The following is a 25,532-nucleotide window of genomic DNA, read 5'->3' on the forward strand; positions in this document are numbered from 1 at the left end:
GACTCCGTAAGCGCCGGCGAATATCAGCGTGCCGAACAGAAGATTCAGGCAGACTAGCGAATTGCTGAATTGCTGAATTGCTGAATTGCTGAATTGCTGAATTGCTGAATTGCTGAATTTCAGAATTTGGGGGATTCTTTGGGCGGTGTGTATGGCGTTTTTCCGTCGCCGTAGAACCGCTTACGTGTTGCCTCCGCTACCCGGTTGCAAAGCAGTTCGCCCAAAGTAGGCCGATCCGTCTTGCATTGCTGGCGCAACTTCTTGAGCTGTTCCGGGTCTGCCACCAGCTCTTCTACTGTCGGGGTTTTCTTTTCTGCACTAGTGGCTTTGTGCGGTTTATCAGATTGACCGCATGCGACTAGCATTGCAGCGACGAGCGTGATGGCGAGTCTCATGGCATCAATTCCTCCGGAAGATCGGGATTTCGGCTTTTTGTTGACCTGAGAAACTCTGGCAATTCGATGGCCTGTACTCGCTGAATGAAGCGCGCAAGCTCGTCAAACGGATCGCCTTCAAGTCTGAGTAGATAGGTCGTCAAAGGTGGTACGCGTGTCGAAAGCGGCCTCGCCACGACTCCTGGCTCTCGGGAGGCTGCAATGTGTGCAGCCCCTGTAAGTCCGAGTGCAAAACCGGCAGATACCAACGCCATCATCAGGTCGAAAGTGGTAACCCGCTCGGCAACTAGAGGCTGCATTTCAGCCCGGCTAAGTACTCGCTCAATGTGCTTGGCGTGGCCCTCGCACACTTGAGGATCAGATAGCACTAGCGGGTAGCGCAGCAGTTCATCCAATGGAATTCGCTTAAGAGCCAGCAACGGATGCCGAGCTGGCAGCGCCACCATAAGCGTGTCAGTCCACGCGGGAAGTGCGACGATTCCATCACCTACGTCGTCGGACTGTGCAAAGCCGACGTCATACAGGTCGTCGTGCAATCCTTTGATTTGTTGGGATAGTGGCACCTCAAAAAAGCGAATCTCAACCTCGGGCTCCTCCTCGCGACACAACGCCAATAGGGCTGGTAAGCACAGTAGTGTTGCGCCGTCTGACAAGGCGACGCGGAGTTGTCCATGAAAGCCATTTTTTGCTGCCTTCACGCAGTCCCGCGCCTGTTGCAAGGATGCGAACACCCGAGGTGCGTGCTCCATGAGCATCAACCCAGCTCGTGTCAAACGCGTGCTTCTCGTGTTCCGAATAAAGAGCTGTGCTCCTAACTCCTCTTCGAGTTCTTTGATCGTGCGAGACAGTGGGGACTGCTCAATATGCAGTTTCGCAGCGGCGCGAGCGAAGTGAAGTTCCTCGGCGAGCGCCATAAAACAACGTAGATGTCGAATTTCCATGCGTCCCCTACTAATCGTCGATCTATTCAGTATTTAAAACTCGCTGCCATGCTGCGTTCTTCCAACTCAAGGACTCAGGGTGAAGATTGCAGATTCACATGCTCTGGCGAACCAGAAAGCGCTTTAGCGAGAACACCCCATTGCACGGCTGCGTCGGCGCGAGCACGGACCAGAGCCGCTCGCTGGGACAAGGTGCCACGCTCCGCTTCTGAAACAACGGTCGCATCCACCTGTCCCGCCTCAAAGAGGCGTCGACTGCGGTCAAGGAGTCGATCAGCGACGACAAGACCATCGACCTGATGCTGCAGAGAAGTCCGCTGGGTCTGCCAGCCCAGATAAGCGTTCTCCACATCCTGAAGCGCAAGCAAAACCGTGCGTTCCAGGTCAGCCTGTGCGCCGCGACTGCGTGCTGAGCCCTCGTCGATTCCCGCTTGTATTGCTCCACCGTCAAAGATCGGAAGCGTCACACCCAAGCCCAGAGAGAAAATGTTCCCTGCCACACGTGTTCCGTTGTTCTCGAAGCGTTGGCGCCCACCACTCAAATCGAGCACAAGTTTGGGGAACCGCTCGCCTTCTGCTGCGTTCCATCGCGCCGTCGCCGCTGCAAGACGCGCCTGCGCGGCTCTGACGTCGGGGCGCTGCTGCAGCAATTCGCCTGGCACGCTTCTGGGAGTCCAATCGGGCATGGTGAGAGAGGCAAGCGCAGGACCGCTGCCAAGCGCCCCCGGAATCCGGCCAACGAGCACATCCAAGGCATGCGTTGCTTCGCCGCGTACGCGTCGCAACTGCTCTTGCTCCACCCGGAGGGCGATGACCTCGGAACGCGTGCGTTCAATGTCAAAGCCCGTAGCTTGACCTGCCTTGAACTTCTGCTCTGTCAGACGCTCAAGGCGCTCGGCGACTTGAAGTCGCTCTTTTGCCAGATCTTCCAGCTCTGCCGCCTGCCGCTGCTGCAGTGCAGCGGACACTGTCTCAAAGGCGATCTGCCAACGTGTCGCGAACCAGTTCTGTTCGACAGCAACTGCGTCCATCCGTGCGCCATCAGCGGCATGCGAGAGGCGGCCCGCTAGATCAACTTCCCATGAAGCCGACAGCGGAAGCCTGGCATCGCTGCTGATGGTCGGTGCCAAAGAAAAGTCGCGCGCGCGCGTTGCTTGGGGCGTGAGCGCCAAGCTAGGGAACATTGAAGCGCGTGTACGTCGGGTGATCGCCACAGCTTCATCAATCCGCGCTCTTGCAATAGCGAGATCGGTGTTGTGCTCCAGCGCGTTGCGCACCAGCGCGTCAATCAGCGGATCACCGTACGCCGTCCACCACTCGGCCGGGAGTGCTTGTGCTGGCACCTGCTGCACAGCCAGACCCGCTTCGTTCATGAATTTGGCCGGAACCTCAACGCGTGATGTCTCCACCCTGTGAGGCGAGTGGCTGCACGCGGCGAGAAGCGTGATCGATAGGAATGCAACAGCAGTAAGGCCGCGGCGGGCGTAGGGATCGGACATGTTGAGCCACTAGGTTGTGAATTGAGGAGGCCGTCTTGACGGGCATAGTTCATGGCGTGTACTATACCGTCCAGACGATTCAAAAATCAAGCATCTTTGGAGTTTCACCATGGCAACTCGTATGAAATCAAGCCCAGAGGAGTCGCATTCGGCGGACAACGGCGCTGAAGCCCCCTCCATCTCTAAGAAAGCGCAACAAACACGGGAGCGCATCCTTCAAGCTGCGCGTGACGTAGTCATGGAGGGAGGTGCCGGGCACCTAACGCTTGACGCGGTCGTTGCACGGGCAGGAATGAGCAAAGGTGCGTTCCTGTACCACTTCAAGACCAAGCGCGATCTGCTCCTCACGATGATTGATGACCAGGTCTCGGCGTTTGATGGCGGGCAGGAAGAGCGAGAGCTGCCATTCGTCGGCGATCCAGACCCTTGGCTATCCAGCCAGGTCTCGGCTATGCCTGACGGCGGGATGCAAAAGATGAGCGCTGCATTGCTGGCGGCCGTGGCTGAAGACCCCACGCTGCTTGAGCCTGTGCGCGGCTGGTACCGCAGGCAGTACGAGAACGCGAGCAAATCTCCACGCGGCACCGATATCGCCGGAATCGTTCTATTTGCCTTGGACGGAGTCTTCCTCGCCGAAATGATGGGTTTTCCGACGTTTGCTGCCGAAGACCTTTCTCGACTCATGCACACCCTCCAGGCGCTCGCCCGCGGCGATCTGGAACTCACCCCTATTGATAAACGCTGATGAAAGGCCTTCCCGTGTCTTGCGCTCCTTTTAAATCCCGGTCCTGGCAAATGCAGAAAGTCGGCCTCGCGTTTGCTCTGCTCGCATTGCTTGCCGGCTGCGGTGGTCAAAAGGAGCCTGCTTCCGATCCCCCGAGAGCGGTCAAGCTGCTTACCGTGGGTGATGTAGCTTCTGTAGCCAATCGCATTGAACTGAGTGGCCTAACTCGTTCCAGTGAGCGGAGTACCTTAGGCTTCGAGACTGGCGGGCGGATCAGTAAGCTTCATGTGGACGTGGGAGACCGCTTCTCTCGCGGACAGCTTCTGGCTGAGTTGGATGTTCAGCCTGAGCAACTCCGCCTGGAGCAGGCTCGGGCGGCACTCGCTGCAGCGGAAGCCGCATTGGCAGACAGAATCGTTCAAACAACGCAGCAACGGGGGCTGCTTGAGGGCAACGTGATATCCCCCGCGGCATTCGAGAGTGTGAAAGCACAGTTGGTTGCTGCTGAAGGCCAGGTACGCAATGCAAAGGCCACATTGCGCCTCGCCGAGCGTGCGAGACGGGGTACCGCCATTCATGCGCCATTTGACGGCGTCGTCGCGGAGAAGCTCGCTCTGCCTTTCACTGATATTGCAGCCGGAGCGCCCGTGCTTCAAGTGGATGGACTGCGCAGCGGCGTAGAAGTCCTTGCGACTGCATCGACGACCCAAGCAGTGCACATCAAAGTTGGGCAAGTCGCAGAACTGCGTCTGAGCGAGTCAGCAAGTCCCGTTCGTGCTTCGGTACAACGCATTGGCTTGCGTGCAGAAAATGGCTCACTTTTGCCTGTCGTGCTAGTTCCTCAAGATGCCACTCAGGCGCGCAGTCTTCGACCCGGGTCAGCCGTTCAAGTATTGCTGAAGGCGCCGGAAGCGAAGGATGCCTCACCAGACCGCCTGATGCTTCCCTATTCGGCACTGGTGCTCAGTGAGAAAGCGGGACAAGCCGCAGTGTTTGTGTATGACGTGACGGGGAAGAAGGTGCACCGCAGGGAAGTGCAGTTCCAGAGCGAGCCAGGCGGCGACAACGTTCGCGTCGTGGGTGGCCTGAAGCGGGGCGAGATGGTGGTCGCGGCTGGCGCGGGCTGGCTGACGAACGGACAACAAGTCACTCCACTCAAAGCCACGACTCAATTGGCCGGACGCTGACGCGCTATAGGAAGACGTCGCTATGAAGATCACAGAAATGGCGCTGCGCGCCAGCAGACTCACCTACCTTGCCGCGGTCATCATTCTTGTTGCCGGCATTGCCACGTTCCTCAATTTCCCTTCGCAGGAAGAGCCATCGGTCACGATTCGAGATGCGGTTGTCGCCGTTCTGAACCCTGGCATGCCGGCTGAACGCGTCGAACAATTGATTGCGCGCCCGATTGAAGAGCGCTTGCGGGAGCTGGCCGAGGTCAAGCGCGTAACCACGACCGTTCGCGCGGGCGGGGCCGTCATACAAGTCACGATCTGGGAGCGGTACACCGACCTAGCCCCCATTTGGCAGCGCGTGCGTGCAAAGGTTGCCGATGCTCAACCGATGCTCCCCCAGGGAACGTTGGGGCCGTTTGTCAACGACGACTTTGGCCGTGTTGCCGTGGCGTCCATTGCTGTGACTGCTCCAGGCTACTCCATGAGCGAGATGCGGGTTTCGCTGAAAGAGATGCGCGACCGCCTGTACGCGCTTCCTGGCGTTGATCGCATCAGCTTCTATGGTCTGCAGGAAGAGCGCGTCTATCTTGAATTTGACCGGCCCAAGCTAGCCCAGCTTGGATTGACCCCTCAAGGGGTGATCGATCAACTCGTTAAACAAAACGTCGTTCTTTCAGGCGGGCAAATCGCCATCGGCGGCATCAACGCTTCGCTGGCCGTTAGTGGAGAGGTTCGCGACGCTGCATCGCTGCGCGCATTGCCGATCATGATGGCGCAAGCTCAGGGTGTGCGCGGTGCTTCTCCTGCTCCTTCAATTTCACTGGGAGAACTTGCGCAGGTGCAGGTTCAACCTGCAGATCCACCTGAGTCCGCCGCAATCTATAAGGGCCAGCCTGCCGTGGTGATGGCAGTGTCCATGACTTCGGGCCAGAACGTGGAGCAATTCGGCGCGGCCCTCAAATCCCGCGTGGCCGAGCTTGAGAAACTTCTACCCGCAGGTTTCGAGCTGTCCTATGTGACATTCCAGGCGGACATCGTTAAGCACGAGATGGGCAAGATGAACCAGGTGATGATCGAAACGATCGTCATCGTGCTTGGCGTCGTCGTCCTATTCCTGGGCTGGCGCACAGGAATCATCGTCGGCATGATCGTACCGCTGACCATTCTGGGGGCGCTGATTGTGATGCGCGCGTTGAACATCGAACTGCAGAGCGTTTCGATGGCCGCCATCATCATCGCGCTGGGTCTTTTGGTAGACAACGGCATCGTGATTGCCGAAGACATTGAACGGCGCCTGGCTGCTGGGGAAGACCGCAAACAGGCTTGTCTCGAAGCTGGCCGCACGCTTGCACTGCCACTGCTGACGTCCTCCTTGGTCATCGTCATCGCTTTTTCACCGTTCTTTTTTGGACAGAGTGCGACGAGTGAATATCTGCGCTCTCTGGTCATCGTCCTTGCGCTCACCTTGCTCGGATCTTGGCTGCTCTGCCTGACCGTCACACCTCTGCTGTGCTACCACTTCGCCAAAGTGCATCATCAGCCAGCAGACGACGCGCAGACCTACAACACACGCTTCTATCGCGGCTATCGCAAGGTGCTTGAGTGGGTACTCGGCCACAAGGCGATCTACGTCGGTGTGATGACGGGCGCATTGGCCGTCGCTCTGTACGGATTTACGACACTGCCATACGACTTCTTGCCGAAGTCCGACCGTGTGCAATTCCAGATACCTGTTCAACTCGCACCAGGAACGGATTCACGCCTCACGCTTGCGAAAGTGAAGGAGGTCAGTGGCTGGCTCGGCGATCAAGAAATCAACCCCGAAATTACGGATCACATTGGCTACGTGGCTGACGGTGGACCGCGCTTCATCCTCGGATTGAATCCACCGTTGCCAGCATCGAACATTGCGTACTTCGTCGTGACGGTCAAGACAGGCACCAACATTGATGCGGTGATTGCCCGGACGCGGGCTTATTTCGCCCAGCATCATGGAGAGGTACGCGCAGAGCCTCAGCGGTTCTCGTTAGGTACTACCGAAGCTGGCACAGCCGTCTACCGGGTCAGCGGGCCGGATCATGAGGTGCTGATGAATGCGGCGGCGAAAATTGAGTCCGCGCTACGGGAGCTGCCAGGTACGGCCAACATCAAGAACAACTGGGACACTCGTGTCGGCCGTCTCGATGTTCGAGTCGATCAAGACCGTGCGCGACGTGCTGGCGTTACCACCGACGACATCGCCGCCTGGCTTGGCACCCGTTACATCGGCCAGTCGATCTCGGTGATCCGCGATGGTGATACCAGCGTGCCAATCGTGATGCGTGGGACGTCCAGTGATCGGCGCAGTACTGCAGACGTAGGTGCGACGACCATCTATCCTGCGTCGGGTGGACAACCCGTTTCTCTTGCTCAAGTGGCCGATGTCACGCTGTCCAGCGAGCCGTCCGTTATTCAACGCCGCAATCTCATTCGTACGGTTACGGTTCAGGGGCAGAACACGGCATACACCGCGCAAGAGATCGTGGATCATCTCGCACCTAGGATCGCTGCAATCGAACTACCTGCAGGCTATGCCATAGAGCTTGGTGGAGAAATTGAAGAATCAGCTGAATCGAATGCTTCGCTTTCGCACTACATGCCGTTTGCTCTTCTGGCGATGCTGCTGCTGTTCATCTGGCAGTTCAACTCGTTCCGCAAGCTGATCGTCATCCTAGCAACCATTCCGTTCACGTTGATTGGTGTCGTGATTGCATTGAAGGCGACAGGGACGCCTTTCAGCTTCATGGCGACCTTTGGTGTGCTCGCGCTTTTTGGAATCATCGTCAACAACGCTGTTCTGCTGCTCGAACGCATTGAACAGGGCCTCGCGGAAGGGCTCGCGCGGCATGAGGCCCTGGTGGGGGCGGCGATGCAGCGGCTGCGTCCGATCGTGATGACGAAGGTGACCTGTATCGCCGGTCTGGTGCCACTGATGTTGTTTGCAGGTCCGCTGTGGAAGGGCATGGCCATCGCCATGATTGGTGGCTTAGCGCTTGGCACTCTCGTGACGCTGGGATTGATCCCGCTGCTCTACGAAGTGCTGTTTGGGATGAAGTGGCCCGGCAGAAAGCAGCGTCAAGAAGCGACGCGACATCCGACGCAGCCGATTTAAACCATCTGATCAACGTGTTAGGCCCCGTCATGTCCCGTAGCTGGGGCAACGCAGGGGGCTGATTCAGCGTTATTGGAAAGACTCTAGGAATAAAACTAACTGTCGCCAACCTGCCGATTTTGTCGATGGTTGGATGGCTAAGTTTTTCTGAATAGATTTGGAGAAATACATGAACCCGCTGATGTGGAATCCATGGCTAGTGCTTCTGCTTGCTGGACTTTTCGAAATAGGTTGGCCACTCGGCCTCAAGCTGGGTGCAATCAATGTGGCGATGCGCTACGTGGGGCCGGCCATTGCGGTTGCCTGTATGGCAGCCAGTGGATTTTTCCTATGGCTATCACTCAAGCATATTCCCATGGGAACAGCCTATGCGGTCTGGACCGGCATCGGTTCACTAGGTGCATTTCTTGTGGGTGTGTATGTGTTCGGTGACACGGCTTCCTTGATACGTTGGGCCGGCATTGCGCTTGTTGTCTCCGGAATTGTCTGTTTGAAAATGGGATAAGCGAAACTTTCTATGAATACCTCTATTTCACCGGCCCGGCTCCTTCTGGTGCTAAGCCTTGCTGCGACCTTGTCTGGCTGTGCATCAAACGGAATGACGAGATCTGCGTTTCTTGGTAATTACGATGCATTGGAAAAAACGAAGTACGAGAACGTTTTACTCTTTAAAGCGCCTGGCTTTGAGCCCCGTCATTACCGGGAAATAGTAGTCGAGGGTGCTCAGATAGTGACGGGAACTGGACGCATTGATGGTCTTGACTCGGAGCAAGTGCGTGAGCTTCTCGATCATGTCAACAGTGAACTGCGACACCTCCAAACCAAGTCCGAAGCTCCCTCCTCGTCAGGCCGCATACGTGTGCGTGTGGCAATTACGACCATTGAGACACCTAATCGAGCAGTCAATACCCTAACGACGTTGCTTGTTGGGCCAGTGACAACCGGCGGAGCCAGTTTGGAGTTCGAGGCAGTAGATGAACAAACAGGTCGTCGAGTTGCTGCTGCTAGCTGCTTCGGGCACGGCAACGCTCTCGCTGATTTCAAAGGGTCCTATACACTGCTCGGACATGCAAAGTCTGCAATCTCCACCTGCCTTGAACAGATCAATAGCGCTTGGAGAAGTGCTGACTCGTGAATAGCATTTATTCCATACCTGCGCGCGCCACAAGCAAAGTGCGAGAAACCCCATTAAGAGGGTTGGTGGGGTGCCTTTCTTGGATCGCCAGCATCATTCTGAATTCGCTCGGTTCCACCGCAAAATTGCCGTGGCCTTTCGTTCTTTTCTATTCGAGAGGTTGCGCGATGCTATTTGCGGGGGTAAAGCGACTGGAGGCGTGTAGATCCACGCGGTTGGGTTTGGCCTGCGCGATGGCGATGGTAGTTCTGACAGGGTGCTCCACCTACCGTCCTTGGATCAACCCACCACTTTCCGAGGCCACCTTAGTGGCTTCCGCCGAGGGCGACCAACGCATCCGGCCGCCAGAGGTCAACCAACCGGTCGTTGTCGCGGTAACACTGTCAGGTGGAGGCGCGCGGGCGGCGGCCTTTGGCCTGGGCGTGCTGCGCGAACTCAAGGCCACACGCTTCGCTCTAGAGGGCCAGGAGACAACTCTGCTGGACCAGGTGTCTTTGGTCAGCGGCGTGTCGGGGGGCAGCATCCTTGCCGCGCATTTCGCGGCATTCGGCGATGCCACGCTGACTCGTTTCGAACCGGATTTTCTGCTTGTACCCTTTGAGGCGCGACTCGTACGTGAAGCTCTCTGGCCTGCGCGTCTCTATCGACTAACTTCACCTTGGTTTGGACGCAGCCAGATCTTGGCTCAACGCCTGGACGAACTTTTCGAAGGTCGCACCTTTGGTGACGTGCGTCGACGACCGGGCGCGCCCGATCTGATGATCACGGCAACCGACCTCACTACCGGTGCCCCTTTCGATTTCACTACCGAGCAGTTCCGGCTAATCTGTTCCGACCTCGATGCCACGCCGCTGTCTTTCGCGGTGGCGGCCTCGTCGGCAGTGCCGCTGCTGCTGTCGCCCGTAACGGTACGAAACAACGCGAATACTTGTCCGCCGCCTCTTCGATCTTTGCCTATCCGTGGGCAAGATTTCAGATCACGCATCCTGCAAAGCAGCATAGACAGCTACCGCAATGCGCAGGATCGGCCCTTTATCCACCTCGTAGACGGTGGTGTCTCCGACAACCTCGGCGTACGTCTGATGCTAGACCGGCTAGTAGCTTCGGGCTCAATGAGCGCCAACTTCTCGGACGTCAAGCCCGGAAGCCTGCGCCGACTCGTGTTGGTGACTGTGAACTCCGAACGCGGCCTGAGCGAGCGCGTGGACAGTAGCGACCGAGTCCCCAGTACGACGCAAGTACTTGAGTCGCTGATCTTCGGTGCAGGCGCTCGCGAGACCCAGGTGACGCTGGCCATGCTTAACGACGACCTGCAGCACTGGCGTTCCGAGATTGCTCGCACCCGTGGCCAAGCGGACAGCCCCTTTGCGGCCGACGCAGAAATCTACGTAGTAAGCGTAAGTCTGAACGACGTGCCGGACGACAAGATCCGGCATTCGCTGCTGCGCGTGCCCACAGCCTTCACGATCGAGGCTACGGATGTCTTGGACCTGCAAACTGCGGGAGGCGAAGCACTGAGGCAATCCAAGGAGTTTATGGCATTGATTGAATCTCTAAGAAGAATCACAGCAGCCAAGCAGACTGCGCCTGGTACTCAGCTTCCCTTGATATCTAACTGATACCGATACTGGGCTTTCGTCCAAGTTCCCAAGAGGCACTTCCGCCGATAACCTTTGCGGCAAGCTGTTGTCCCAGTCGCGGCTCAATTACCGGCCGCCACGGCACAAGGCTGAACCCCATGCCGTCATCGAGCATCGCGTAGCGCCCGCTGGCGAGCATAATGGAACGCCGGTAGATACCGGCTACGCGCTGCCCGTCGGCCACCGGGCGATGCTCTAGGCCGGTTTCCGCCGCAATGTCTTTCGCGGCCTGCACTAGTTCCCGATTGCGTAGCGTGCCCAGCAGGTTGCGCGCGAGGATGACGCGCTGCCCGCGGCGCTGTGCCAGCCCCTGTTCTTCGAGGAAATCGGCTCGCTGCTGTATGGCCTGCTTGGTATCACCGCCAAAGCCCAAGTTGCCCAGCCCACGGCCACCGCCGATCAGTTGCTGGTCAAGCCAAGTCGCGCCGATGACGCGGGCCTGCCGTTCAATAGGAAGGTGTGATTTCAGCTCTACGGCTACATCGCCCAGCCGTTGCGCGTCGTATTGGCGGCCACGCTCGGCCAGGTCGTCCGGTACCTTCCATAGCCCTTCGGCCACGCGCTCCACGATGCAAGCCCGGCGCAGGGCTTCCAGCCGCCGGACATGAGCGGCGACGACTTCCTGCGGGTCGCGTCCGGGCGTAGCCCGGCCCTGCTCGATTACCAGGTGATGATCGGTGCGGTACAGGCCATCGCTCGCCAGCGAGGCGATGTTCTTGTCGGCCGTGCGCACCTCAGTCGAACCCTTCACCTCTACCACAGCGCCCGTGGGATAGTTCGCCAGTTCGTCGCGGGCGTTCAGTGCAACGTAGTGGGCCTTACCGTCCGTGCCGTCGATGATCAGATAGCCTCGGTCGTGCAACTCATCGGCAAGCCCCTTCGCGGCCACGCGGCCGATGAGGCTGCGACCATCGTCGCCCGGCTCGAACACCGCCAGCTCACGCGGCTGGCCGCTCATGGCCCGCTGCATCGTTCGGATGATGTCGCCACGCTCACCCAGGGCACGCAAGGTCTTCTCGGCATCGGCATGAATGGCCCAGGTGCCGGGCTGCACCTCGTCGGCTAGGCCCAGGCGCTGCAAGCGTTGCAGGCGGCCGATCAGCAGCAGGCGCTGGCGTTGCAACCTCGGCTCGTTGAGCCGTTCGACATGCACCCGGCCATCCTCGCCGGTCTCGCGCTGCAAGGTGCGATCCAGGCTCGTCCACCGCTCCTGTTCCACCTCGCGCCTCAAGGTCTGCTGAATCTCCAGTTCGGTGCGCGGCCCCAGCCACTCGGTCGCCAGCTCGGCGGCGCGATGGCGGAAGCCGTGGGCGATGTAGTCACCCGCGATGATGAGGTCTTTGCCGGTGTCGTCGCGCCCGCGCACGATCAGGTGGGTGTGCGGGTTGTCGGTGTTCCAGTGATCCACCGCCACCCAATCCAGCCGCGTGCCCAGGTCGGCTTCCATGCGGCTCACCAGATGCCGGGTGTAGGTGCGCAGGTCGTCCAGCTCGGCCCCGTCCTCGGGCGAGACGATGAAGCGGAAATGGTGCCGGTCGTCGGCGCAGCGTTCCTTGAAGGCGTCCAGATCGGCTTCGTCGGCCTGTGGCCCGTAGCCCCGGCCCGGTTCGCCATCGCGACCCGCGCCGTCGCGCTCGATGTAGCGCAGGTGCTTGGCGAGCGATTGCGGGCTGGCCCGCTGGTGATTGACCAGCAAGGTCTTGATGGTCACGCGCCGCGACATGGGCATTAGCTTCGCCCCGGCGAAGCGCGCCGCCGTGTGGCCACGTCCGAGCCGAGAGCCGGGCCGCTGGCCGGTGCCAGCCGCGCCAGGACGGCGTACTGCCGACTTGCCGCTGCTGGCTTTGCCGGCCTGCTTGAGCACCTTGGAAACGAAGCTCTGCCCCTGGCCCTTGCCCCGGTTCTTCGGGGCGCTGGGGCGCACGCGAAAGTCGTCGTCGCGGCGGTCGGTCATGGCTTCGCTCCCTGCAAGCTCTGGCGTGTCCTGTCGTGCGAAGCACGCGGACATGCCTGCATTGGCGCGGGCCTCGCGCCATACGCGGCACGGCGGCGAAGCCGCTGCGTGCCGCGCCAACCCCACGTGCAGACTGGCGTTCGACGCGGCCCGGTGTCGCGTCCTTTTGTCTTGCCTTCCGCCTTTGCCCCTCGCTGGCGCTCCGGGCAGCGGCGGCCCGGCGGCGCTGCTGCGCGAGCAGCCAGCGCGCCGGCGAACGCGGCGACGGCCGCAGGCCGGCAGCGTTCGAGGCAAGACGCCTGCACATGGGAAGGCGGCGCGAAGCGCGGCGCGGATGCGCTCGCACTGCACGCGCGATGACACGCGGAACACCACAGGATCGACACGCCTGATAGCACGATGATGCGCAGCGAATCGGCGGCGATCATGGGCGCTTCTCCAGCCAGACCGGGTGCGCGACGCCGATCACGGCGGATGCGGCAACCGGCCCGAAATACCGGCTGTCGAACGACGACGGGTTGGTCACGCTCAACAGGAAAAGCTCGCCGGGTTCAAGGCGGCGGCACTGCTGCCAGGATGGCAGCGGGCGGCCCCAGCGGTCGGCGAGCAGCGCGGCGGCCAAAGGCACGCCGTCGATGCGGACGATGCCGCCAGCGATGCACACCTCCTGCGGCGCGACGGCACCCACGCGCTTGAGCAACGGCACGCGCGCCGGCAGGTAGCCGCGCTGCGCGGCCAGCGCGGCGGCGTCTGGCGGCAGCGTGGTCAGCACGATGGAGCCGACGCGCGGCGCATCGGGTGGTGCGATGCGATACCAGCCCACCGGAACGCTGTCGGACGGGTTGTAGATCAGGCGCGGCATCGGATGCACGAAGGACGCCCAGGCGAGCGCAGCGAGGCCGCAGGCGGCGAAGCCCGCGAGCACGATGCGAGCGCGCAGGCGCGAGCGAGGACGCGGTGCCTTTCCAGTGGTGTTGGCGCCAGTGGAAACGGCGGTCATGGCAGCACCCTCCCGGCTAACCAGGCGGCGTGCCGCTCGGCGGTGTACTCGGGCAGCGGCAGGCGCGCGGCGAGCCGGTTGGCGAGCGTGCGCCAGTACGCAGGCGAGACGGCGATGGGCGCGATGCCCAGCGCCTCGATGGCGTCGATGCGTTCCAGCACGGCGCGCACTTGCCCGTCGCCCTCGGCGTGCAGCAGCAGGCGCGCGCCCGGCTGTACGCCGGGGATGCGCTGCGCCGCGTCCAGCGGCGTGCAGGCTTGCATCACCATGAGCTGCCAGCGCACGGTGCCGTAGTCGTTGGCCTGCCAGCGGATGCGGCAGAACACCGCGCCCGGCAGGAACACCGCGCTGCGCCGCCAGCGGTCGAGCTGGTGCGTGCGCGCGGGTTCGCCGAAGCGCAGGTAGAGCTTGAAACGGGCCTCGATGTAGGCCAGCGCCACGCGCGTCAGCGGCGCGCTGGCTGGCTGGCCGGAAGGTGCGATGAATGATGGCTGTGGCGCAGCCGTGGCCGTGGCCGCGACAGCGGCAGGCGCGGCGGCTAGTGCAGTGGATGCAGTCATGGTGTGTTCTCCCTGCGGTTCTCGGGAAACTCCCGTTCCAGCAGGCCGCGCAGCAGGTCGGCCACGGTCACGCCTTGCGTGAAGGCAGAGACCTTGATGCGCGCCCGCATGGCGGGCGTGATGTCGAGGGTGAGGCGGGCCGTGTAGAGGTCGCCCTTGCCCAGCGCGTCGGCGTCGCCCTGGCGAATCCACGCCTCGGCGTGCGGATTCGCAGGTGGACGCGCGCCGATGCCGACGCGCTTTGCTGCGCGCTTGCTGTTCGGTGGTGGCTTCGCGGTCATGTCGTCCACCGCAGCAGTTCGTCCACGAGCGCGGTGATTTCGCGCGCGGCGGCGCTGTCCGGCGCCGTCTCGCGTGCAAGCCGGCCAGCGGCCACGCTGTCGGCGAACACGATGCGCTGATGCACTTCCGCGCGCAGCGCAGGAAGCGGCTGATCGGCGAGCGCCTGGCGCGCTTCGCGCCCGATCACGGTGGTACTGACACGCCGGTTGATGACGAAGGCCGCGCGCAGCGCAGGCCGAAAGACTTGCGCCTCGCGGATCAGCGCCACCATCTCGGCGCTGGCCCACAGGTCGTAGGGGCTGGGCTGCACCGGGATCAGCACGCGCTCGGCCGCCAGCAGCGCGGAGCGCGCCAAGGCGGCGATGCGCGGCGGGCCGTCGATGACAACGTGATCGGCGCGGCGTGCCAGCTCCGGGGCTTCCTGATGCAGCGTTTCGCGTGCGAGGCCCACGGCGCTGAAAAGCCGTGGCAAGCCTTGCTGGCTTCTGCGCTGTGTCCAGTCGAGCGATGACCCCTGCGGGTCGGCGTCCAGCAGCACGACGTGCTGGCCGCGCATTGCCAGTTCGCCGGCAATGTGGGTGGCGAGCGTGGTCTTGCCCACGCCGCCTTTCTGGTTGAGCAGCGCGACGATCATGGCCTGGCCCTTCGTGTTGGAAAGCCTGGCTGTTCCTGCTGCGTTGGTGGCCGCGTGGCGGTTGTCCACCGCAGCGGCGTTTCCCTACTACAAGTTAGAGAAATTAAGTTAGGGAAGTTAGAGGGCGCGCAAACCCAGTGCTGGCGCGGGTTTGCGGCCGATTGGCACGCCTGATAGCACGATAGTCCCACGCCTGATAGCACGATACCCCGCACGCCTGATAGCACGACACTATTCACAGGCTCTCCCGGAGTTATCCCCGTGCCGTATGCGGCACGGGCCGGAAGGTCAGCAGCTCGGCGCCGCTGTCCGGCATCCGCTCGATGCCCAGGACGTAGCCGGGCAGCGACTGCCGCGCGACGAGCGCGCGCAAGTCGCAGGCGAAGTCGTAGGGCTTGGCGGTGCTGCCGGATTTCTGGTGCAGGTAGCGGAAGTCGAATTGCCAGCCGTATGCCTGCTTGCCGCCGTGCTTGCGCACCAGGCGGTACAGCCACCGCTCGATGCCGCCGGTCAGCCGGAAATACGCCGGGTCGATGGTCAGCACCAGGGCCGCATTCAGCACGCCCGTATAGAACCAGTCCGGCAAGATCAGCTCGATGCCCAACGGCGTGCCGCTGGCATCGGCCAGTTCCTTCCATTCGTTGATCCACGAGAAACGGTGCAAACGCCGCCCGGTTGTCTCGCGGATGGACGTGGCCACCGTGGTCGATTGCAGGCGATCCAAGGCCGCTTTGAGGCGCTGGTAGTCGCGCAGCGACTTGCCGCGCCCGACGAAGCGCAGGATCTCGTAGGGCGTCGCGCGGATCAGCCGTGATGGCCGCAGGCCCGCATCCTTCGCCTCCACGATCTGCGAGGCCGCCCAAATCAGCACGTCGGCATCCCAAATCGTGGCGATGCCATGCTCCTGCGTGCCTTCCACGCGGATCGTGACGTTGCCCGCCCGGAAGTCGATGGGCTTGACCCGCTTGGACTTGGCGAGCGAGAAGAACGGATAGGCCATCAAGTCCTGGCTGTCGCGCGGTGCCATGTCGCCCGGCAAGGCGCGGAACAGGTCGAGCTGTTCGCGTTCTTGCGGGGGCCGCTGCCGGAATGGCAGCGCGGAGATGGACATGGCTGTGGCCTGGCGCGCGCCAGCGATCAGCGCGCACGGCTGTCCGCCGAGTGGTGCTCGGCGTACTCGGGATCGGAAGTCGTCTCGAAGCTGCGGTCGGCCGCCCAGGCGTCGAGGTCGGCCACGGCGTACATGACGCGCCGGCCGAACTTGCGAAAGCGCGGGCCGCCGCCGATCACGCGCTGCTTTTCCAGCGTGCGCGGCGACAAGCGCAGGTACTCGGCGGCTTCGTCGTTGGTGAGGTAACGCTGCGGCTGCGCGGCAGCGGTCGAGACAGTGGCGGCAGGCCGCAAGGGAGCTGGTCGCATGGGATGAACCTCCATCAAGCCCGGCCACACCACGCAGCCGGATGAAGGCACTTTCAAGAAAGCGAGGCTTCTTGCTAAGGGACGAATTGCAGGGGCTGCGAAACGTCCCCCCTACTGCAACGGCAGTGGCGGAAGCTGTGCCAGGCGGCGATAGCCGCCGCGCATCAGCGCATCGCCACGGCGCACCAGCCGACGCACGCGGGCGCGCAAGGCGCCGTCCTTGTGCCAGTCGCCCGCGACGGTATCGGCGCCGAACAGCCCTTCGGCCACTTCGCGCAAGGACGCGCCCGCCAGGGTCGCGTCGAGCGCCTGCAAGGTGTGCAGCTCCAGCAGTGCGGCAGGCGTGGGCCGCGAACGGGCCGCCGCCGCAGGCGCGGCAACCGTGGCGGCAGCCAGGGCGTCGAGTTCCGCCGCGAGCGTGCGATAGCGCGTGCAGGGCGTGGCGCAGGCACGAGTGGCGTAGAGGTAGGCCACACCGTCCTCCAGGCCCGGCGCGAGCGCGAGCCGCAGGCAGCAGCCGGGCCAATGCGCCACCAGCACCAGGCGCTTGCCATCGTGGATCAGTTGCTTGCGGCCAGGAACGCGCCAGAACTCGAAGGCATGGGCTTCGGGTGGCGGGTCGGCGTCGGGATAGAGCTGCACCACGGCATCGTGGTCAGGGAACCAGGCCGGATGCGCTTCGCGCGCATCCAGGGCTGGGTTTTCCAACAGGCGCAGGCTCCAAGCCTGCGCCGCGTCCGGTCGGCGGCGACGGCGCAGCCAGTCGCGGCGGTAGTCGGGATTCCTGCGCAGGTATTCCCAGGCCAGCGCGGGGCCATCGAGGTGCAGGACGTAGAGATAGGCGGCTGTCGGATACCAGTGGTCGGCGCTGCGATCAGTCATGGCGAAAGCTCCCTGTGCTTGGGATGCGTCGCCACGATTTCCGCGATGCGGGAGCTATCGAAATGCCATCAGGTCATCATCAAAAACGGTTAAGCTGTAACTGTCGGTGTCAAGACCGTTTGGCTCCGGCGTGTTGGGGAAATCGTCTGAATGCGACGGCTGCGCCACCCGGAAATGGTGCGCGGCACCGGATACCGTGCCGCAGCCCGCGCCAAAGATCAGGACTGTTTGCATCAGACTGGCATCGCTTCGGTGCATCAATGCCGATTCAGACCTACCCGGTCTTGACCAAGACTGAAATAGTCACAGTGCGCCCCGGCTGGCCGGGCCGCGCTGGCGTTCATCAGTCCGTGATCGCGTCGTTCTCCTGCGCCAGCCGGACGTACTCCGACAGCGGGCGCACCGCCTGGAAATACCGATCCCGCTGCAACGGCAGCTTGCGCGGCCCGACGATGCCGGCCAGGTCGGACAGCCTGACCGTCCCCAGCGAGGGCATGCCGATGCCGAGGTCGATCAGGCCATAGGCCGTATCGCCATCGGCGGGGTCGAGCGACACCAGCAGCCAGGTCACATGCGCGTCAGGGGTGAACAGGCGCACCACCGGCAGCGGGTCGAGGCGCTGACCAGCGGCGAGCGCCGCGCCGTGGGCCAGCAGCCGGGCGCGTTCATCAGCGGTGACAAGCGGCAAGGTCATGGGCAGAACCCCCACGGAACCGTGCATGCGTGTGGAAGCACGGATGCACAAGCCATCGCATCCGTAGAAGAACGGAAGCGCGGAAGCGCAATTGCAGGAAGCCGGAAAGACACGGATGCGATTCCCCGGTTCTGTGGAAATCCGTAAATGCGGATTTCCGTAAAAGCACGGAACAGCGATTTTTTGGCAATGAGTTAAAGATAACGTGGTTTTAATTGTCCTGCGATTTGACGCTTCTGTCCATGCAGAAGCGCTCCGTCCAACCTGGCCGCCCGGCCGGTGCCACCACCTTCGATGCCGAACTGGCGCAAGCCTTCGGCGCGGCGGTGCGCGCGCTACGGACGGAACGAGGGATCGCGCAGGAATCGCTGGCACACCTGGCCGGCATCGAGCGTTCGCACATGGGCAAGGTCGAGCGCGGCGAACACATGCCCACGCTGGCGCTTATCTTCAAGATCGCCAGCGCGCTCGAATGCAGCACGGCGGTGCTGATGAGCGAGGCTGAAAGCCAGCTCGCAGCAGCAGCGGCCCAGCCGTAGGCGCCGGCCCGGCCGATCCGGCGCAGGCCGGTTCGGCGGCGCTCAAGGGGTGCCAAGCGCAGCGCGGCGGGGATAGCCCGCAGGGCTTTCCCCTGGAGGCAAGCAAAGCGCGCAGCGCCGCAGGCGCGAAGGCGTGAGGGATTGAAGCCGAATGGCCGTGACGACAACGACGGCACGGGGCGCAGCCCGAAAGCCCGGCGGCGCATCGCGCCGACACGCCATGCCCTGACCGACGGCACCAACGCAGCTTCCGCGTATGGAAACGCAACCTGCTATGGATTGCTGCTTGCCGCTGCCAGGTTTGGGGCGAAGAAACAGCGCAGCGCCCCGCCGTGTGGCGGGGCGCTGCGGGCGGCGGTCACGCCGCCTGGGGCTTGCTGCGCGACCAGATCAGGTCGTGCGTGCCGTCCTCGCTTTCGATCAGGCGGGCATAGACCGTGGCTGGGAACGATGGATCGTCGAGGGTCACGGAGATGTACTCCCGCCCGGCCTCGCTGGTCTTCTTCCACGCCGCGCCGATGTCGTGGCTGGCCGCCTGCAAGCGGAAGTCAGGGGCTTTCTCGTTGTCCCCCTTGTCGTTGGGAACCAGCTTGGCCTTGACGTTGAGCGTCAGGGTGCGAAGCGTGCCGGTGAAGCCGTCTTTTTCTGCGGTGAAGGTGCCGATGTTGGCCATGATGTTTTCCTTTCGGTTGAACAAGGTTCGCGCCCATCGCGTCCTTGTTGTGATCCGGCCGGCGGGGGACGGGCTGGCTGCACCGCTTGCGGTCGAAACGCAGTGGAGAGCCGGGAGGCGAAAAGAATTTGCTGCGCGAGGAAGCCGCGCAGCGGCGGGGAAATTGTTTTCGAAGGACGGTTGCAGCCATGAAGCCCGAGGCGCAGCCGCGCCACCGCCAGGATTCACAACGAGACAAGGACGCCTTGGGCCGAACCGCTCCGAAAGGAGATGGGGCCGGCTCGGCATCCCCGCATGAAGGCTGCACCGGCTCGCCCGCTGACGCGGGCCAGGTCAACCCCCCGACGACACGCGAGAACGCCCCTGCCGCACCTTGCGGTGCCGGTCTTGAGGCGTGGCGTGGAAGCTCCATAGCGATGCCGGAAAGGCATACCGTGAACTGGCGTGAACCGTCCTTCGTGACGTGATGGGTACGAACCGCCAGCGTTGAGGACGGCCTGCATTTGCACAACCTGCCGCAGCAAGCGCCAGCGTGTTCGCCAGTGCCGCGCCCATCGCGGTGGGGCGCTGGCCGGGCCGATCCGGCGTAGGCCGGGTCGGCGGTATCAAGGGGTGCCAAGCATCGCGCGGCGGGGATAGCCCGCAGGGCTTTCCCCTGGAGGCAAGCGCAGCGCGCAGCGCCGCAGGCGCGAAGACGTGAGGGATTGAAGCCGAATGGCCGTGACAGCGAAGTCGGCACGGGGCGAAGCCCGCAAAGCCCGGCGGCGCATCGCGCCGACACGCCCAGGCCGTTCTATGCTCTCAGGAAGAAAACCAAGACCAGTCCATGACCCTCCAGCTCCGACACGAAACCCCGGACGACGTTGCCGCCATCGAGGCAGTCACGGTGGCCGCCTTCGCCGATGCACCACATACCAGCCACACCGAGCAATTCATCGTGCGGGCCTTGCGAGCCGCCGGCGAACTGACGCTTTCCATCGTGGCCGAAGAACATGGCCAGGTCGTCGGCCACGTCGCGCTGTCGCCGGTGACGATCACCGATGACCACGGGCGAGAGGCCCAAGGCTGGTACGGCCTGGGGCCAATCTCCGTCCTGCCGCCAAGGCAGGGAAACGGCATCGGTTCGCGCCTGATGGAACAGGCGCTGTCCGAACTGCGAGCCATGCAGGCCGCAGGCTGCGTGCTGCTGGGAGATCCCGCGTATTACGCGCGCTTTGGTTTTGAGGCCCATGCGGGTCTGCAACTGCCGGGCGTACCGCCCGGCTACTTCATGGCGCTGGCTCTGCACGGGCCAGTGCCGGAAGGCGTCGCGCACTACAGCGATGCCTTCAACGCCGCCGCCTGAGCGAGCGCGAAGGCGGCGGCGTTCTGATTCGGCTGTTGGCCTTGAACACCGGGCGCGGCCACCGCCGCGCCCGGATTTGCATTTCACCGCGCCCAGGACGGAACGGCCTGGGCGCGGTGCTGTTCGGGTTATTTCTTCGTCTCGATGAGCCACCATACGGCACGCGGCAAGGCGCGGCCCGTGATGGGGTGAATGTCGGTCAGGTCGGCACGGGCTAACCAGCCCGAGGGCGGGCGGTAGCCGCGCACGTCGCCGTCGCCGTGCCAGCGGCGGGCGCGTACCGCGCCGGGGGCGTAGATCGCCGCCATGCGTAGGCGGCTGGTGGTGGTGTGGGTCATGGGGCGTTCTCCTTCAAGCGAAGCGCCCCGGTTCAAGGCCGGGGCGCTTGCCATCGGCGCAGGTCAAGCGGCCAGCGCCACGGCGGGTTCATCCGCCAGTGCCTCGGCATCCTCCGGGGCGTCATCCTGCGCCTGCGGTTCTGCCTGCGTGGCTTCCTGCGTGCCTTCGGTGGCGAAGATGGCGGGCATCCATCCGGTTCCATCCGCCAGCCGCTCGGCTTCGCTGGCAATGTCGGCCTTCTTCAACTTCGCCAGCCGGGTGACGTGCGACGGTGCGAACTGCTCAACGGCTTCCAGAATCGCGGCCTTCGGCACATGCCGGAAATAACCTTCATTGGATGGCTTCCACCACGCGGCCATGTCCAGCCCCACGGCCTGCGCCAGTTCTTCGCCCGGCTGCTGCCGCGTGGTGCGGGGTGTCACCACGTCCACCGTGACGGCCACGCATACCGCCAGCAGCCGCACCAGTTCGTCTTGCGACTTCGCCAGCAGCGCGGCGAACAGTTCGGCGCTGTCCTCGGGCAAGGCTTCGCCCGCCACCTGTTGCAGTTCGCGCAGCGCCACGGCGGCGGGCGATTCCGGCCAGTCCGGGGCCATGCCTTCCAGCCGGTCTTGCACTTTCAGGCTCACGCCCAGCGGCAGATCGTGGCCGTAGTGGCTTTCCTGCAAAACGGTCTGCACCATGCCATGCACCAGCGCGGCCAGCGCCACTTGCGGATGCCGTGCCACTTCGATTTGCAGCGCGGCGGTGCGATGGGCGCTCAACCGTTGCGCCAGCCGGTCGGACATGGCGGCGGTCTTGGGCTGCCCTTCGCTGTCTCCGTCTTCGCCTTCGTCGTCGTTCACGGCATCCTCGCCGCTGAAACCTTGGCGCAGGCGTTCCAGCGTGCGCAGCGCCTTGGCCTCGGCCTCGCGCAGCAGGCCGCAATGGATGACGGCCTGCCCGTTGCGGTCGATGGTGACGATGGCACCGGCTGCGGCCTTCACGGTCGGGCTGTAGTCCTGCAAGCCATCTTCCAGCGCCTGCAACTGCTCGCCCACGGCTTCGCCTTCTTCCTGCAAGGCATCGGCCTTTTCCTCGTCGTCGACGTCCAGCGCGTCATCCACGGCTGCGGCCAGTTCCTGCATCTTGGCTTGCAGCTTTTCGATGCGCTGCGCTTCGCGCTTGGTCGGTTCGCGCCGCTCCCTCGGCGCACGCTGGAAGGCGTGCAGGTCGGCATGGGTCACGCCCGGCGTGGCATCCACCCATGCCCAGCCTTCGGCCTTCACTTCGGCGGCGATGCCCGCCAGCCGGTCTTGCGCCAGCCTGTCCAGCAACGCAGCATCGGTCAGGTACACGCCCGCGTCACCTTCGGCGAACAGGTCACGGCGCACGCCACCGCCTGCGGCCTCGTAGGTGTCCAGCCCGACGAAGCGCACCAGCGGATGCCGGTAGGCGTCGATTTCCCTTTCGGTGAGGCGGTCGCGCAGCGCGGACGGCTGGCGTTGCCATGTTGGCGCATCGTAGAAGGCGACTTCCTGCGCGGTGTGGTCGTCGGTGATGGCCAGGGCCATCAACTGGTCAAGGCTCACGGCTTCGGCGCGGTAGTCGGCCAGCAGGCGGGGCGATACGTTCGCCAGCTTCAAGCGGCGCTGCACCACCAGCGGGGACACGCTGAAATCCGCTGCAATGTCCTCGATGGGTCGGCCTTCGGCCACCAGCGCGGCGAATGCCTCGAACTGGTCTGCCGGGTGCATCGCTTCGCGCTGCACGTTCTCGGTGAGGCTGGCCGTGCGGGCGGTGCCATCGGCCACCAGCAGGCAAGGCACCTCCCATTCCTTGCTGATGCGGTGCTTCTTCGCCAGCAGCTTCAACGCGGCCAGCCTGCGGCCACCGGCCACGACTTCGTAGTGCTCGCCATCGGCGGATGCAATCACGATCAGGTTTTGCAGCAGGCCCACGCGCTGGATGCTCGCGGCCAATTCGGGGATGGACATGCGCGGGGTCTTGCGCACGTTGCGGCCCGTGGGGCGCAGCACCAGCCGCGACAGCGGAACCAGAATCAGGTTCTTGGTCGGGTCGGCGGCTTCCAGCGGGACAGCGGCGGCGGTGTTGACGGCGCGGGCTTCGGTGTAGGTGATGGCGTTCATGGTGGTTCTCCAATCAAGTGAAACAAGGGAATGGAGGGGAAACCGCCCCTCCGGCGGGTGAAACATCGGAAGGGGTCAGGCTTTCAACTGGCGCAGGCCATCGGCCAGCATCCAGAGGGCGCGGTTCAGGCGCACATCGGAATCAATGCCCTGCACCGGGCGGGTTTGCTGGCGGCGTCCGTTGGCGCTGCGGCCATGCAATCCGCCTTTGGTCAGGTTTTCTTGCGTGCGGTTGAACACGCTCCACAAGTCCGGGCGGCGGTCGTCGAACCGGCGCGGCATCAGGATTTGCGATTCGGTGATGGGCGCGGGCTTGTTGTCGGTGGGGTCGTACTTGAGGGCCAGCGCGGCGCGGGCGAACACTTCGGCCTCGCCTTCGTCCAGCGTGATTGCGCGCATGGCATCGCGGGAATCCTTCACCCGGTCGAAGCCGCGCAAAACTTCGTAAGCGCCTTCGATGACGTGCCCGGAAACGTCGCCCTTGTGGGGCACGCGCACATCGGCCACGGTGTCGCCGCACACAAGGCCATTGCTGCACACGAACCGGAACATCCCGGCCAGCATCTGATAGCTGCTCGTGCCATCGTGCGAGTTCAGCAGCACGATTTCATTGGCCTCCGCGCCGTTGATCTGGCTGGCGTGGCGCAGGCGAATCATGTGCTTGGTGTGCTCGCGCTTGCCTTCGTCGCGCACGCGGGTTTGCGTCACCATGAAGGGTTGAAACCCCTCTTTGCGAAGCTCGGTCAGCACGGCAGCGGTGGGGATGTAGGCGTACCGCTGCGAACGGCTTTCATGCGGCGCGTCCGCGAAGATGGACGGCGCTACGCGGTGAATCTGGTCATCGGACAGCGGGTAGTCGCTGCGCAGCGAGGGGGAACGGGAAGCGAATCGGGATGCGAGTTGCATTTCATTTCTCCTGACAAAGAAAAAAGGGTTTGCTGTTCACACCGCACACCGGATTCCTAGATTCGGAGCCCAGCCTTTCGGCTGTTTGGTGCGGTCGGCGAGAGGAACCCGGTTGGCCCTGTTGCCACCGTCTTTCCTGAGTTCATCGCCCGCGACGGTCAGGAGCGCGCGAACGTGTGCCGTCAAGGAGGCAAGCGCAGGGTTGGTGCGGCCCGCAGGCGCAGCCGAGGACACGGCCCTGCGCGCCTTGACGGCACACGGGCGCGGGCTACAGTCGCGGACAAGGTGATGAAGTCAGGGGAGACGGCTGGACATGGCAACGGCCTTCCCCTTGCGCTGACCGCACGGCAAGCGAAGCGCGCAGGCCCGAAGCTGGAAGCCGGGCCGGAGGCGTCAGCCGAGCGGAGCGAGGGAACGATGGAAGCCCGACAGGGGCGAAACCCCGAAGGGGGTTTGATGCGCTACGCGCACGACAGCGCGACCGGCCATCTCCCAGGTGGCCGGGGACGCCCAGCCTTCAAGGTTCGATGAGCACCAAGCGCACTACGCCCCACACATCGGGAAGCGGGTTCTGCTGTGGCTGCGGATTTCTGGCCGATCCGGCGCAGCCGGTTCGGCGGTCTTTAGGGGTGCCAAGCCTCGCGCGGCGGGGATAGCCCGCAGGGCTTTCCCCTGGAGGCAAGCGCAGCGCGCAGCGCCCCGGAAGCGGCGCGAAGGCATCAGGCCGAGTCGTCAGGGCGCAGGCTGGATTGCGCAACCGGCATCCACGGCGCTGACGAATCGAGGTAGTAGCGCATACCGCGCGCATACAGCCCCGAAGGCTCGGTCGGGCGGTAGAACCCGTTGATGCAGCTACGGAACTGCACGCCGTATTCGTTGGTGTAGATCACCGCGTCACCGATCTTGAAGCGCAGCGGCTGGCCGTTCTCCGGCGCGAACGGCTTGAGCGCATCATGCTGCGCGGTGATTTCGATGATGTAGTCGTGATGGCTGCTCATGGCATTGATCTCCTGTGATGGTCGAAAAAGCGCAAGGAGCGCCTTGCGGCGCTCCAAGGGCGAAGTCAGACGACGATTCGCCCGGCCAGCCGCGCATCACGCGCATAGCCGCTTAGACGCTTCTCTGCCCGGAAAGACAGGTCGCGCTCGATCGGCAGGCCCAGCCCGCCGCGCACGCTCGCCAGCTCGTCCAAGCTGACCCAGCCGATTTCCGGCTCCCCCAGGCCCAGGTCGCAAAGACCAAAGGCGTGGTCGTGGTCGTCTGGATCAATCTCGGTCAGCAGCCAAGTCGCGCCGCCGTCCGGCGTGAACAGCTTGACCACTGGAGCCGGATCGAAGTCCGGGTTCTCCAGCGATGCGCGGCCGTTGGCCAGCAGCACGATGCGCTGCTCGGTAGTGATGAGTAGGTTGTTCATGGTGAACTCCTGAAAGGTTGCCGGGCGGAATTGCCCGACCCTTCCGGGGCACGGCGCAGCGCAAGCAGTCAGGGGTCAACGACGGCCGCCAGGACGCAAGCG

The 25,532-nt window shown here is 63.3% G+C and carries 27 protein-coding genes; 8 read left to right on the forward strand and 19 right to left on the reverse strand.

Annotated features, from left to right (window positions below):
• Positions 1–119: 119 nt before the first annotated feature.
• From IM317_RS13675 to IM317_RS13685, 3 genes are all read right to left on the reverse strand, one after another.
• Positions 120–395: an EexN family lipoprotein gene (locus IM317_RS13675; RefSeq protein ID WP_004883082.1), complete on the reverse strand. Its 276-nt coding sequence runs from the start codon at positions 393–395 to the stop codon at positions 120–122.
• A complete protein-coding gene (locus tag IM317_RS13680) occupies positions 392–1,336 on the reverse strand; it encodes a LysR family transcriptional regulator (RefSeq protein ID WP_004883081.1) in 945 nt (314 codons plus the stop codon). The genes IM317_RS13675 and IM317_RS13680 overlap by 4 nt, the downstream gene beginning before the upstream one ends.
• Before the next feature lie 74 nt (positions 1,337–1,410).
• Positions 1,411–2,835, reverse strand: coding sequence for an efflux transporter outer membrane subunit (locus IM317_RS13685; RefSeq protein WP_193362476.1), 1,425 nt, complete (start codon positions 2,833–2,835; stop codon positions 1,411–1,413).
• A gap of 109 nt (positions 2,836–2,944) precedes the next feature.
• Between IM317_RS13685 and IM317_RS13690 the strand changes: the two genes are divergently transcribed.
• From IM317_RS13690 to IM317_RS13715, 6 genes are all read left to right on the forward strand, one after another.
• Positions 2,945–3,580, forward strand: coding sequence for a TetR/AcrR family transcriptional regulator (locus tag IM317_RS13690; RefSeq protein ID WP_036412900.1), 636 nt, complete (start codon positions 2,945–2,947; stop codon positions 3,578–3,580).
• A gap of 50 nt (positions 3,581–3,630) precedes the next feature.
• The gene (locus IM317_RS13695) at positions 3,631–4,746 is read left to right on the forward strand and encodes an efflux RND transporter periplasmic adaptor subunit (protein ID WP_223302413.1); all 1,116 of its coding nucleotides are present in this window, start codon (positions 3,631–3,633) and stop codon (positions 4,744–4,746) included.
• A gap of 22 nt (positions 4,747–4,768) precedes the next feature.
• A complete protein-coding gene (locus IM317_RS13700; RefSeq protein WP_036412904.1) occupies positions 4,769–7,885 on the forward strand; it encodes an efflux RND transporter permease subunit in 3,117 nt (1,038 codons plus the stop codon).
• A 169-nt stretch (positions 7,886–8,054) separates the two neighbouring features.
• The gene (locus IM317_RS13705) at positions 8,055–8,390 is read left to right on the forward strand and encodes a multidrug efflux SMR transporter (protein WP_080750184.1); all 336 of its coding nucleotides are present in this window, start codon (positions 8,055–8,057) and stop codon (positions 8,388–8,390) included.
• A gap of 12 nt (positions 8,391–8,402) precedes the next feature.
• Positions 8,403–9,020: a DUF3313 family protein gene (locus tag IM317_RS13710; RefSeq protein ID WP_036412908.1), complete on the forward strand. Its 618-nt coding sequence runs from the start codon at positions 8,403–8,405 to the stop codon at positions 9,018–9,020.
• Positions 9,021–9,328: 308 nt separating this feature from the next.
• The gene (locus tag IM317_RS13715; protein ID WP_309233160.1) at positions 9,329–10,639 is read left to right on the forward strand and encodes a patatin-like phospholipase family protein; all 1,311 of its coding nucleotides are present in this window, start codon (positions 9,329–9,331) and stop codon (positions 10,637–10,639) included.
• On the opposite strand, the gene IM317_RS13720 is transcribed toward IM317_RS13715, so the two are convergent.
• From IM317_RS13720 to IM317_RS13765, 10 genes are all read right to left on the reverse strand, one after another.
• Entirely contained in the window at positions 10,632–12,614 is a 1,983-nt protein-coding gene (locus tag IM317_RS13720) for a relaxase/mobilization nuclease and DUF3363 domain-containing protein (RefSeq protein ID WP_036412910.1), read from the reverse strand. The two genes, IM317_RS13715 and IM317_RS13720, sit on opposite strands and share 8 nt — an antisense overlap.
• 424 nt (positions 12,615–13,038) lie before the next feature.
• Positions 13,039–13,614, reverse strand: a complete 576-nt coding sequence (locus IM317_RS13725) for a S26 family signal peptidase (protein WP_023123540.1) — start codon at positions 13,612–13,614, stop codon at positions 13,039–13,041.
• Positions 13,611–14,174, reverse strand: coding sequence for a DUF2840 domain-containing protein (locus tag IM317_RS13730; protein WP_023101675.1), 564 nt, complete (start codon positions 14,172–14,174; stop codon positions 13,611–13,613). The genes IM317_RS13725 and IM317_RS13730 overlap by 4 nt, the downstream gene beginning before the upstream one ends.
• Positions 14,171–14,455, reverse strand: coding sequence for a hypothetical protein (locus tag IM317_RS13735; protein WP_023101676.1), 285 nt, complete (start codon positions 14,453–14,455; stop codon positions 14,171–14,173). The genes IM317_RS13730 and IM317_RS13735 overlap by 4 nt, the downstream gene beginning before the upstream one ends.
• Positions 14,452–15,090 carry a ParA family partition ATPase gene (gene parA / locus IM317_RS13740; protein ID WP_016452353.1) on the reverse strand — a complete coding sequence of 213 codons (639 nt, stop codon included), beginning with the start codon at positions 15,088–15,090 and terminating at the stop codon, positions 14,452–14,454. The genes IM317_RS13735 and parA overlap by 4 nt, the downstream gene beginning before the upstream one ends.
• Before the next feature lie 253 nt (positions 15,091–15,343).
• The gene (locus tag IM317_RS13745) at positions 15,344–16,201 is read right to left on the reverse strand and encodes a replication initiator protein A (RefSeq protein ID WP_023101678.1); all 858 of its coding nucleotides are present in this window, start codon (positions 16,199–16,201) and stop codon (positions 15,344–15,346) included.
• Positions 16,202–16,227: 26 nt separating this feature from the next.
• A complete protein-coding gene (locus tag IM317_RS13750; protein ID WP_003107109.1) occupies positions 16,228–16,509 on the reverse strand; it encodes an AlpA family transcriptional regulator in 282 nt (93 codons plus the stop codon).
• A 111-nt stretch (positions 16,510–16,620) separates the two neighbouring features.
• Positions 16,621–17,391, reverse strand: a complete 771-nt coding sequence (locus tag IM317_RS13755) for a DUF7011 domain-containing protein (protein WP_023101679.1) — start codon at positions 17,389–17,391, stop codon at positions 16,621–16,623.
• Positions 17,392–17,445: 54 nt separating this feature from the next.
• The gene (locus IM317_RS13760; protein WP_071560086.1) at positions 17,446–17,625 is read right to left on the reverse strand and encodes a hypothetical protein; all 180 of its coding nucleotides are present in this window, start codon (positions 17,623–17,625) and stop codon (positions 17,446–17,448) included.
• A gap of 109 nt (positions 17,626–17,734) precedes the next feature.
• The gene (locus IM317_RS13765; protein ID WP_023101680.1) at positions 17,735–18,085 is read right to left on the reverse strand and encodes a DUF2958 domain-containing protein; all 351 of its coding nucleotides are present in this window, start codon (positions 18,083–18,085) and stop codon (positions 17,735–17,737) included.
• A 242-nt stretch (positions 18,086–18,327) separates the two neighbouring features.
• Between IM317_RS13765 and IM317_RS13770 the strand changes: the two genes are divergently transcribed.
• Positions 18,328–18,624 (forward strand): helix-turn-helix domain-containing protein, encoded by a 297-nt coding sequence (locus IM317_RS13770; protein WP_023101681.1) that lies wholly within the window; start codon positions 18,328–18,330, stop codon positions 18,622–18,624.
• 358 nt (positions 18,625–18,982) lie between these two features.
• Here IM317_RS13770 and IM317_RS13775 read toward each other — a convergent pair whose 3' ends face one another.
• The gene (locus tag IM317_RS13775; RefSeq protein WP_023101682.1) at positions 18,983–19,297 is read right to left on the reverse strand and encodes a DUF736 domain-containing protein; all 315 of its coding nucleotides are present in this window, start codon (positions 19,295–19,297) and stop codon (positions 18,983–18,985) included.
• 826 nt (positions 19,298–20,123) lie between these two features.
• Here IM317_RS13775 and IM317_RS13780 point away from each other — a divergent pair.
• Positions 20,124–20,642: a GNAT family N-acetyltransferase gene (locus IM317_RS13780; RefSeq protein ID WP_023101683.1), complete on the forward strand. Its 519-nt coding sequence runs from the start codon at positions 20,124–20,126 to the stop codon at positions 20,640–20,642.
• Between the two features lie 128 nt (positions 20,643–20,770).
• On the opposite strand, the gene IM317_RS13785 is transcribed toward IM317_RS13780, so the two are convergent.
• The 5 genes from IM317_RS13785 to IM317_RS13805 all read right to left on the reverse strand — a co-directional run bounded on the left by IM317_RS13785 (position 20,771) and on the right by IM317_RS13805 (position 25,430).
• The gene (locus IM317_RS13785; RefSeq protein ID WP_023101684.1) at positions 20,771–20,980 is read right to left on the reverse strand and encodes a hypothetical protein; all 210 of its coding nucleotides are present in this window, start codon (positions 20,978–20,980) and stop codon (positions 20,771–20,773) included.
• Positions 20,981–21,043: 63 nt separating this feature from the next.
• Positions 21,044–23,110 carry a ParB/RepB/Spo0J family partition protein gene (locus IM317_RS13790; protein WP_023101685.1) on the reverse strand — a complete coding sequence of 689 codons (2,067 nt, stop codon included), beginning with the start codon at positions 23,108–23,110 and terminating at the stop codon, positions 21,044–21,046.
• Positions 23,111–23,185: 75 nt separating this feature from the next.
• Positions 23,186–24,016 carry a DUF932 domain-containing protein gene (locus IM317_RS13795; RefSeq protein ID WP_023101686.1) on the reverse strand — a complete coding sequence of 277 codons (831 nt, stop codon included), beginning with the start codon at positions 24,014–24,016 and terminating at the stop codon, positions 23,186–23,188.
• 719 nt (positions 24,017–24,735) lie between these two features.
• Positions 24,736–25,014: a hypothetical protein gene (locus tag IM317_RS13800; protein ID WP_023123544.1), complete on the reverse strand. Its 279-nt coding sequence runs from the start codon at positions 25,012–25,014 to the stop codon at positions 24,736–24,738.
• Positions 25,015–25,079: 65 nt separating this feature from the next.
• Complete coding sequence (locus IM317_RS13805) at positions 25,080–25,430, reverse strand: DUF2958 domain-containing protein (protein WP_023101688.1); 351 nt, start codon at positions 25,428–25,430, stop codon at positions 25,080–25,082.
• Between the last annotated feature and the right edge of the window lie 102 nt (positions 25,431–25,532).

The sequence above is a fragment of the Enterobacter cloacae complex sp. S3 genome (assembly GCF_014930495.1).
Classification (GTDB): Bacteria; Pseudomonadota; Gammaproteobacteria; order Enterobacterales; family Enterobacteriaceae; genus Enterobacter; species Enterobacter asburiae_B.